The following is a 6,978-nucleotide window of genomic DNA, read 5'->3' on the forward strand; positions in this document are numbered from 1 at the left end:
TCTCTTGATCTTGTCTTTTTAAAGATCAAAAGATCGTCCGATCGCGGCCCGAGCCTTCGGCAGCTCCTACAGGGGGAGGGGTCAGGTGGGGTTGTTGCTGAGGGATGTGGCCATGTGCGCCAGTTCGTTGGCCGGGTTATGGCCGATCAACATCCACGCATGTTGCCCCTGGGTCCAGAACACCACGTTCATGCTGTGTCGACGTTCATGTGCCAGCGCTCGATTGCCACTGTTCGAGCGGGTGACACACAGTGCCAGCGGTCCGTAACGCGCATCCAGATAAACGATTTGCGCAATCGCCACGCCGTCGTATTCAAGCATTTGCGCGCGTCGGAACTCGGCACCGGGCAGCTTCAACGCGGCGGGCGTCAGGTTCAACCCGAGGCGGGCATCAATGGTGCGCAATTGCGCGCGTTGCGCAGCGTCATCGGCCGGTAAATGCTCGAGCGTCTGCGGCACGTAGAGCGCCATATAGTCGCCTACCAGAGCGCGCCAGTCTTGCGCTTGCTGTGTTTGCCAGGTGAGAAACAAGCGGTCAGCCAACACGCCGGCGGCCACCAGACCCGCCGCTGCGGCGCCGATGAACCAGCGTCGACTCAGCCCTTGCGGTTCCGGCGCGGGAATGGCATCCAGCCGCGCCTGCAAACGATCGAGCGGGGCTTGCCGTGCGAGTTCATCATAGGCGTTCTTGTACGGCAGGCTGCTGCGGTTCAGCCACTGCAGGCGCAAGTTGAGCAGCGGATCATCGGCAATCGCGTCCGTCAGTTGCTGGCGATAGCCGGGGTCGAGTTCGTCGTCCAGATAGGCGACCAGTTGTTCATCCGAAGGTGTGTTCATGGGCGATCTCCTTCGGTGGTTTTCGGTACGGCTTGTAGCGGCGGATACTCGGCAAGCTTCAGGCGCGCAGTGGCCAGCCGGCTCATCACCGTGCCGATCGGCACTTGCAGAATCTCGGCGACTTCGCGGTAGGACAGGCCTTCGACGTAGGCCAGGTACACGGTTTCGCGCTGGCTCTCGGGCAGGGCATCCACCCGGCGAATCACTTGCGCGGCCAGCACATGAGTCTGCGCAGCATATTCACCATCAACCGCCAATTGACCTTCGGCGTCGACCTGTCCCGAGCCCTGACGCACGCGACGCGCGCGAACTTCATTGAGCCAGATCGAATGCAGAATGCTCAGCAACCAGCGGTCCATGCGCGTTCCGGCCACGTACTGACCGGCACGTTCCAGCGCCCGCACACAGGTCGCCTGCACCAGATCCTCGGCGACATGCCGATTGCGCGACAGCAGCAAGCCGTAACGCCAGAGCCGCGCCAGATGCTGTCCGAGTTCTGCTCTGAATGCGTGATCGCTGACGATGATGGCCTCCGGTTATTGATGGTCAGGTTTTCGATGAATCGTTGATGGCTTCAGCCAGGTCCTGATATTCCTCGCAGGACGTGCCGCAAATCGATTTGATCTGCTGCAACTGTTCCTGCGCCAGGTCGACGCGGCCTTTGATTACATAGGCTTCGCCGAGGTATTCGCGCACTTGCGCGTATTGCGGATCGAGTTTCACCGATTTCAGGTAATAGCCGATGCCTTCGTCGGTGCGTCCCAGTTTGCGCGTGGCGTAGCCGCGATAGTTGAGGGCCTTGGCGGTGTCCGGGTTTTTCAGCGTGTCGAGCAGTGCCAGGGCTTCTTCATAACGACCGTCCTTGGCCAGACGATAGGCGTAATCGGTACGGTCGGCGTCCGGCAGCAGGCTGCTGGTCTGCAGTACGCATTTTTGCGTCTTGCTGTCCCAGACCTGGCCTTTGGGGCACTCGGGCTTCTGCACCGGGTCGTCTTCATCACCGTTGGCAAAGGCCAAATGGCTGGACAGCGCCGCCGCCAGCAGCAACGGGGCGGCGAACATAACGGAACGGATAGTCATGGGCAAGGCTCCACAGGGGGTTATGTTTCACTTTGAACACCACAGGGTGAAATTTTATTCATTGCTTAGTCAGTGACTGTTCAAGTCAGGCACAAATTCCGGCGCTATGCTCGCAAGCGTCTGCCGTTGATCCGAAGCTCTGCGATAAGGGGGACTGCCATGAACGATCATCTCCATCATTCCACCGGGGGCTACAAAACGGCCGCCGATACCTACGTCAAAGGGCGTCCGGATTACCCGCCGCAAGTCAGTGACTGGCTGACGGCAACGTTAGGTCTGGATGATCACAAGACGGTGATCGATCTGGGCGCCGGTACCGGCAAATTCACCGGTCGGTTGGTGGCCACGGGCGCGCAGGTTATCGCCGTCGAACCCGTGGCGCAGATGCTTGAGAAACTTTCTGATGCCTGGCCGCAGGTGTTGGCCGTGCATGGCACGGCGACCGATCTGCCGCTACCGGATGCGTCGGTCGACGTGGTGATCTGCGCGCAGGCGTTTCACTGGTTTGCCAGCGAAGCAGCGTTGACCGAGATCGCTCGAGTGCTCAAGCCTGGCGGCAAGTTGGGGTTGATCTGGAACCTGCGCGACACCCAAGTGAGCTGGGTGCCGAAACTGGACGCCATCGTTAATGCGCTGGAAGGTGATACGCCGCGTTATTACACCGGCGAATGGCGCAAGGCGTTTCCACACCCGGCGTTCGGGCCACTGCAGTTGCAGCAGTTTCACAATGGGCATACCGGCTCGCCGGAGGATGTCTTGTTTAACCGCGTGCGTTCGACCAGTTTCATTGCCGCGTTGCCGCAGGCGCAGCGGGCCAGGGTGGATGAGCAGATTCGCGCGTTGATCGCGGCCGAGCCCGAGTTGCGCGGCAAGGATGTAGTAACAGTCCCCTACGAAACCGCAGCATTTGTCGCGGTGAAGGGCAATTAGATCGGCGGCGCGGCCATCGCGGGCAAGCCACGCTCCCACAGGTTTTGCGTCGTTCACAACATTTGTGATCACCACCATCATTGTGGGAGCGTGGCTTGCCCGCGATGGGGCCAGACCTGCCAACACACATCCTGCGCAGTCCCGCATTTGGCCGAACCGCCACCGTGATGCCTTGTTATAGTTCGGGCCTCATTTTCAGCCCGGTAAAGGATCACTGCCATGAATCAATACTCCGCCTTCAACGTCGAACTGGCCGACAACATCGCCCATGTGCAGATCAATCGTCCGGAAAAGATCAATTCGATGAACGCGGCGTTCTGGAGCGAGATCGTCGACATTTTCCAGTGGATCGACGACACCGACGAAGTGCGCGTGGTGGTGCTCAGCGGCAATGGCAAACATTTCTCCTCGGGCATCGACTTGATGATGCTCGCCGGCGTCGCCAATGAGCTGGGCAAGGACGTCGGCCGCAACGCGCGCCTGCTGCGCCGCAAAATCCTCACCCTGCAAGCCTCGTTCAATGCCGTCGACAACTGCCGCAAACCGGTGCTCGCGGCGATTCAGGGTTACTGCCTGGGCGGTGCGATCGACCTGATCGCGGCCTGCGACATGCGTTACGCCGCCGAAGACGCGCAATTCTCGATCAAGGAAATCGATATCGGCATGGCCGCCGATGTTGGCACTTTGCAACGGTTGCCACGGATCATCGGTGACGGCATGCTGCGTGAACTGGCTTACACCGGTCGCACCTTCGGCGCCGAAGAGGCGCGCAACATCGGCCTGGTCAATCGCGTTTACAGCGACAAAGATGCGCTGCTCGAAGGCGTGATCGACATCGCTCGCGAGATCGCCTCGAAATCGCCGATAGCGGTCACCGGCACCAAGGAAATGATCAGCTACATGCGCGACCATCGCATCGACGACGGCCTCGAATACGTTGCCACCTGGAACGCCGCCATGCTGCAATCCACCGATTTGCGCGTGGCCATGGCTGCCCACATGAGCAAACAGAAACCCGAATTCCTGGACTGAGAAACCATGACAGCTCGCTGGACCACTGCAGTACTCGACACCGATCAACCGGGCGGCTGGGCCGTGGCGCGCAGCCCGGAAGGCTTTCTGTTCGATGACAATGGCGCGCTGTTCCCGCGCGAATGGCTCAAACGTCAAGACTTGTCAGTCCTCGCCGAGCACGGCATCGGCCATCTCGACGGCGAGCCGGTGTATTTGCTGGAACTGCGCAGTGCCAGCGAGGTGCCGGGGTGCAATTGGAAAGGTCTGCGGGCGTTCATGCTCGATGGCGATCACACGATTTACAAAGTCCTCGGCTACGCCGCGCAGATTGGCACCTGGGCGCGCGAACATCGTTTCTGTGGCAACTGCGGGCAAGCCATGACGCAGGTGCCGCGTGAACGGGCGATGTATTGCCAGCCGTGCGACCTGCGCAGTTATCCGCGCATTTCGCCGAGCATGATCGTGCTGATTACCCGTGGCGACGAGATTCTGCTGGCGCGTTCACCGCGTTTCGTCACCGGGGTTTACAGCACGCTGGCCGGGTTCGCGGAACCTGGCGAATCGGCCGAGGATTGCCTGATTCGTGAAGTGCGCGAAGAAGTGCAGATCGAGGTGAAGAACATTCAGTACCTGGGCAGCCAGTGCTGGCCATTCCCGCACTCGATGATGCTCGGCTTCCATGCCGAATACGCCGGTGGCGAGATTGTCTGTCAGGAAGACGAGATCGAAGACGCCCAGTGGTTCAACGTGCACGACCTGCCGCCGTTGCCGGCGTCAAAGTCGATTGCCCGTTACCTGATCGACGTCTACGTGGCGCGGCGCTTAGGCCACGCTGAACCAGTGCTGCCAGGCTAGGCGCACGGTCAAACCCAACACCACGGTGATGAACACCGGGCGAATGAACTTGGCGCCACCGCTGATTGCGGTGCGCGCGCCAAAGAACGCGCCGACCATCACCGACAGGCCCATGCTCAGGCCGATGATCCAGTCCACTTGCCCGGAAAACACGAACACCGACAGCGCCGCAATGTTGCTGACGAAGTTCATGCTGCGCGCCACGCCGCTGGCCTTGACCAGATCGATCGGGTACAGCAACAGACTGCTGACTGTCCAGAAAGCGCCGGTACCGGGGCCGGCCACACCGTCGTAGAAACCGAGGCTGAAGCCTTGGGTCGATTGCCATTTCTTTTTGATCGGTGCGTCGCTGTCCAGCGGCGCTTTTGGTGTGCCGCCGAACAACAGGTATAGGCCACAAGCGAAGACGATCACCGGGAGCATTTTGTTCAGCCATTCCGCCGGCAGGTAATGGGCGACGATGGCGCCGGTCAACGCGCCGACCAGCGTGCCGACAATGGCGTGAACCCATTGCCGTGGATGGAACAACTTGCGGCGGTAGAAGGTGAAACTGGCGGTCGCCGAGCCGAACGTTGAACTGAGTTTGTTGGTGCCCAGCACCAAGTGCGGCGGCAGGCCGGCCGTCAGCAGTGCAGGCGTGGTCAGCAGACCACCACCGCCGGCGATGGCATCAATGAAACCGGCAACGAAAGCGACAAGGGCCAGAATGGCCAGGGTGGTGAGGTCAACGCTGAGTTCGAAAGGCATGGAATCGGCTTATTCGGCAGGGCGCAGATTTGGCTGCGGGGAGGGCGGTCATGGTACTCATTTCCAAGTGTTGCTGCGACCCATCAGACGCCATCGCTGGCAAGCCAGCTCCCACAGGTTTTTGTTGTGTACACAAGGTCACTGTTCGCTCCGATCCCTGTGGGAGCTGGCTTGCCAGCGATGAGGGCAGTCGAGCCAACAAATGAACCAACTGTTGCCCACACAACAACCCGCCAACAAATCCCCCTCCACAAAACATCAGTTCAACCCCAAACATCAACAAAACCGGGCATTTAAAGCCTGGCACGCTTGCTGCTCTGCTACTCCTATCTCCGCAAATGTCCCGAGGACACGCCAATGAGTCAGCAAGCCGTGAAATTTGCCTACTGGGTGCCGAACGTCAGCGGTGGGCTGGTGGTCAGCAAGATCGAGCAACGCACCGATTGGGGCATCGACTACAACCGCAAACTGGCGCAGATCGCCGAAGCCGCCGGGTTTGAATACGCGCTGACGCAGATCCGCTTCACCGCCGGTTACGGCGCCGAGTTCCAGCATGAGTCGGTTGCGTTCAGTCATGCCTTGCTGGCCGCCACGACCAGGCTGAAAGTCATCGCAGCCATTTTGCCCGGCCCGTGGCAACCGGCGCTGGCGGCCAAACAACTGGCGACCATCGATCAACTCACCAACGGCCGCATCGCGGTAAACATCGTCAGCGGCTGGTTCAAAGGCGAGTTCCAGGCCATTGGCGAACACTGGCTGGAGCACGACGAGCGCTACCGTCGTTCCGAGGAATTCATTCGTTCGTTGCGTGGAGTGTGGAGCCAGGACAATTTCACCTTTCGCGGCGACTTCTACCGTTTCGACAATTACACCCTCAAGCCAAAACCGCTGGGCCGTCCGGAGATTTTTCAGGGCGGCAGCTCGCGGGCAGCACGGGACATGGCGGCAAGGGTCTCGGACTGGTATTTCACTAACGGCAACAGCGTTGAGGGGATCAAGGCGCAGGTTGACGATATTCGTGCCAAGGCCGCGGCGAATAATCACTCGGTGAAGATTGGCGTCAACGCGTTTGTCATCGCCCGCGACACCGAAGAAGAGGCGCGGGCGGTGTTGGCGCAGATCATCGATCAGGCCGATCCGGAAGCGGTGAACGCGTTTGGCGATGCGGCGAAACAGGCGGGCAGGGCCTCACCGGAGGGCGAGGGCAACTGGGCAAAATCGACGTTCGAAGATCTGGTGCAGTACAACGACGGCTTCAAGACCAATCTGATTGGTACGCCATTGCAGATTGCCGAGCGGATTGTCGCGTTGAAGGCGGTGGGGGTGGATTTGGTGTTGGCGGGGTTCCTGCACTTTCAGGAAGAAGTGGAGTACTTCGGCCAGCGAGTGTTGCCACTGGTACGCGAACTGGAGGTCGAGAAGACTGCCGCCGTCGCCTGACCGCAGCACATCCCCTTGTAGGAGCTGCCGAAGGCTGCGATCTTTTGATCTTGAAAACAACATCAAAAGATCGCA

8 protein-coding genes are annotated in these 6,978 nt (G+C 60.1%); 4 read left to right on the plus strand and 4 right to left on the minus strand.

Annotation, left to right across the window (positions count from 1 at the left end):
* Positions 1-81 precede the first annotated feature (81 nt).
* The 3 genes from EJA70_RS25780 to EJA70_RS25790 are packed head-to-tail and all read right to left on the minus strand — an operon-like array spanning position 82 to position 1,917.
* A complete protein-coding gene (locus tag EJA70_RS25780) occupies positions 82-837 on the minus strand; it encodes a transcriptional regulator (RefSeq protein WP_158834485.1) in 756 nt (251 codons plus the stop codon).
* A complete protein-coding gene (locus tag EJA70_RS25785; RefSeq protein WP_371924623.1) occupies positions 834-1,364 on the minus strand; it encodes an RNA polymerase sigma factor in 531 nt (176 codons plus the stop codon). The genes EJA70_RS25780 and EJA70_RS25785 overlap by 4 nt, the downstream gene beginning before the upstream one ends.
* Before the next feature lie 19 nt (positions 1,365-1,383).
* Complete coding sequence (locus tag EJA70_RS25790) at positions 1,384-1,917, minus strand: tetratricopeptide repeat protein (RefSeq protein ID WP_008082602.1); 534 nt, start codon at positions 1,915-1,917, stop codon at positions 1,384-1,386.
* 159 nt (positions 1,918-2,076) lie between these two features.
* Here EJA70_RS25790 and EJA70_RS25795 point away from each other — a divergent pair, with 159 nt between their 5' ends.
* The 3 genes from EJA70_RS25795 to nudC all read left to right on the plus strand — a co-directional run bounded on the left by EJA70_RS25795 (position 2,077) and on the right by nudC (position 4,716).
* A complete protein-coding gene (locus EJA70_RS25795) occupies positions 2,077-2,847 on the plus strand; it encodes a class I SAM-dependent methyltransferase (protein ID WP_158834487.1) in 771 nt (256 codons plus the stop codon).
* Positions 2,848-3,066: 219 nt separating this feature from the next.
* Positions 3,067-3,879: a crotonase/enoyl-CoA hydratase family protein gene (locus EJA70_RS25800; RefSeq protein WP_158834489.1), complete on the plus strand. Its 813-nt coding sequence runs from the start codon at positions 3,067-3,069 to the stop codon at positions 3,877-3,879.
* A 6-nt stretch (positions 3,880-3,885) separates the two neighbouring features.
* A complete protein-coding gene (gene nudC, locus EJA70_RS25805) occupies positions 3,886-4,716 on the plus strand; it encodes an NAD(+) diphosphatase (protein WP_158834491.1) in 831 nt (276 codons plus the stop codon).
* Here nudC and EJA70_RS25810 read toward each other — a convergent pair.
* Entirely contained in the window at positions 4,684-5,463 is a 780-nt protein-coding gene (locus tag EJA70_RS25810) for a TSUP family transporter (RefSeq protein ID WP_095187207.1), read from the minus strand. The two genes, nudC and EJA70_RS25810, sit on opposite strands and share 33 nt — an antisense overlap.
* A 357-nt stretch (positions 5,464-5,820) precedes the next feature.
* On the opposite strand from EJA70_RS25810, the gene sfnG reads away from it, so the two are divergent.
* Positions 5,821-6,903, plus strand: a complete 1,083-nt coding sequence (gene sfnG / locus EJA70_RS25815; protein WP_158834493.1) for a dimethylsulfone monooxygenase SfnG — start codon at positions 5,821-5,823, stop codon at positions 6,901-6,903.
* The last annotated feature ends 75 nt before the right edge of the window (positions 6,904-6,978 follow it).

The organism is Pseudomonas sp. PB103, assembly GCF_009764635.1.
Lineage (GTDB): Bacteria > Pseudomonadota > Gammaproteobacteria > Pseudomonadales > Pseudomonadaceae > Aquipseudomonas.

What these genes read in the sequence shown, in the direction of transcription:
- EJA70_RS25780 (WP_158834485.1), bottom strand. Translation starts at nt 837, where the DNA reads ATGAACACACCTTCGGATGAACAACTGGTCGCCTATCTGGACGACGAA.
- EJA70_RS25790 (WP_008082602.1), bottom strand. Translation starts at nt 1,917, where the DNA reads ATGACTATCCGTTCCGTTATGTTCGCCGCCCCGTTGCTGCTGGCGGCG.
- EJA70_RS25795 (WP_158834487.1), top strand. Translation starts at nt 2,077, where the DNA reads ATGAACGATCATCTCCATCATTCCACCGGGGGCTACAAAACGGCCGCC.
- EJA70_RS25800 (WP_158834489.1), top strand. Translation starts at nt 3,067, where the DNA reads ATGAATCAATACTCCGCCTTCAACGTCGAACTGGCCGACAACATCGCC.
- nudC (WP_158834491.1), top strand. Translation starts at nt 3,886, where the DNA reads ATGACAGCTCGCTGGACCACTGCAGTACTCGACACCGATCAACCGGGC.
- EJA70_RS25810 (WP_095187207.1), bottom strand. Translation starts at nt 5,463, where the DNA reads ATGCCTTTCGAACTCAGCGTTGACCTCACCACCCTGGCCATTCTGGCC.
- sfnG (WP_158834493.1), top strand. Translation starts at nt 5,821, where the DNA reads ATGAGTCAGCAAGCCGTGAAATTTGCCTACTGGGTGCCGAACGTCAGC.